Source organism: Mycobacterium sp., from assembly GCF_035314665.1.
GTDB lineage: Bacteria > Actinomycetota > Actinomycetes > Mycobacteriales > Mycobacteriaceae > Mycobacterium.
The window spans coordinates 1-2,000 of the sequence record NZ_DATFZD010000249.1; the positions used below are offsets into that span (position 1 = coordinate 1).

The 2,000-nt window shown below is 66.2% G+C and carries 2 protein-coding genes; both read right to left on the reverse strand.

Annotated features, from left to right (window positions below; translation table 11 throughout):
- Positions 1-1,227 (reverse strand): MMPL family transporter (locus VKI00_RS17990; protein ID WP_324439721.1); only part of this gene is annotated, 1,227 nt, incomplete at its 3' end.
- 109 nt (positions 1,228-1,336) lie between these two features.
- Positions 1,337-2,000: FAD-dependent oxidoreductase (locus VKI00_RS17995; RefSeq protein WP_324439723.1), on the reverse strand; the 664-nt coding region annotated here is incomplete at its 5' end.

Genomic DNA, 2,000 nt, shown 5'->3' on the forward strand with positions numbered 1-2,000 from the left:
CGTCGGCAGCACGCGATCGTCGGGGAAGCCCCACTTCACCCCGATGAACGGCACGCCAAGAATCAGCAGCAGCGCAATCCCCGCCAGGCCAATGGGAATCGCGCGATGCATCACGAATTTTGCTGAGCGGTACCAGAATTGGTCCTTGACGGGACGCCGCACCGGTTCGGGACGGCCGGTCAAGCGCCGAGCGAGCCTGCGGACGTCCAGGGAATCCAGTCGCTCCCCGAGCACGACGATGGCCGCGGGAGTGACCACCACCGCTGCGACCGCGGTGAAAGCGACGGTGGCAATGCCGGCGTACGCGAAAGACTGCAGGAAGTACATCGGGAACAGGATCATCACCGCCATCGAGAGCGCGACCGTGGTGGCGGAGAACAAGACCGTGCGTCCGGCCGTGGCCATGGTTCGTTCGAGCGCCTCGTCTCGGCTCGCGCCGTCGGACAACTCGTCGCGATACCGGCTGATGATCAGCAACGTGTAGTCGATCGCCAGCGCCAGACCCAGGGCGGTGCTCAGGTTGAGCGCGAAGATCGACACGTCGGTGAAAAACGTGATGATGCGCAGGACCGCGAGCGAGCCCAAAATTGCCATCGCGCCGACCACGATCGGCAGGGCCGCGGCCAGCAGCCCGCCGAACACCCAGACCAGCACGAGGAAGCTCAGCGGAATCGCGATCGACTCCATCAAGAGCAGGTCCCGCTGGGACTGGTCAGTGATCTGTGCATTGACCATTGCGATCCCGCCGGAGCGGACGGTCACGCCCTCGCGGTCATGGGCCACTTCGCCGGCCAGCGCGTTGGCGTAATTTTGGGCGTGCTTGTCGCCTCCGGTGATGCCCGCGACGATGAGTCCGGACTTGCCGTCCCTGCTCACGAGGCCGGCTGCGACGGGCGGCGGTGCGGTCCATGCCGAGGTGACACCGGCGACGTGCGGCGACTGTTCCAGGTGATCGACGATCTGGGTGCCCACGGCGTGGGCGCGTTCGCCGGCGACTCCGTCGGGCGCGGAGACGACGATCAGCAGCTGCATGTCGCCCTGGCCGAACTTGTCGGTGAGGAGCTGCATCGCTTTGGACGACTCGGCGTTGGGGTCCTGAAATCCGCCAGCCGACAGGCTCCTGGCGACCGGGACGCCGAAAACGCCCGCAGCAACGATCACCAGCGCCGCGACGGCAAGGATCCGCCGCGGTGCGGCGATGGCCATCCCGGCTATGCGTTGCAGCACGTCAAGCCCTTTCGCTCAGCGCAACGGGCCGTACCCTCCTCAACGCTAAATGTGAGTTTAAGGCTCACCTCCTCCTCAGTACGAATCACGGAGACGAGGGGGTCAAGGTTCAACCGGCCAATTCGCCCAACGACACATCAGGGTCGGCCAACCGGGCGGGATCAACCGGCGAACGCGACCGGATCAGGCTCTTCACGTCGTCGAGCACATCCCCGATATTGACGTTCATGCCGGCCAGCACCCGGTCTTCGGCATCGAGCCAGAATTCGACGAACTCACGCCGGTCGACGTCGCCGCGGAACACCACCCGCTCGTAGCTGGGCGCGTAGCCGACGTATTCCATGCCGAGGTCGTATTGGTCGGTGAAGAAGTAGGGCAGCTCGTCGTAGGCGGCGGGCTCACCCAGCATGGCGGCGGCGGCAACGACAGGCTGCTTCAGCGCGTTGGCCCAGTGCTCGGTGCGGATCCTGGTGTGAAAGAACGGGTGCTCGGGCGCCGCGATGTCACCCACCGCAAAGATGTCGCGATCGCTACTGCACAGCGACGAGTCGACGAGCACACCGCCGCCGCCCGTGACAAGACCCGCCTGTTCGGCAAGTTCGATGTTGGGCGACGCACCGACCGCGACGAGCACCGCGTCGGCCGCCACCGCCGAGCCGTCACCGAGCCGCAGCCCGGTCGCGGCGTCCCGATCGGCGACGATCTCCCCGACGGTCGCGTTCAGGCGCAGATCGACCCCGTGGTCGCGGTGAAGTTTCGCGAAGATCTCGGCG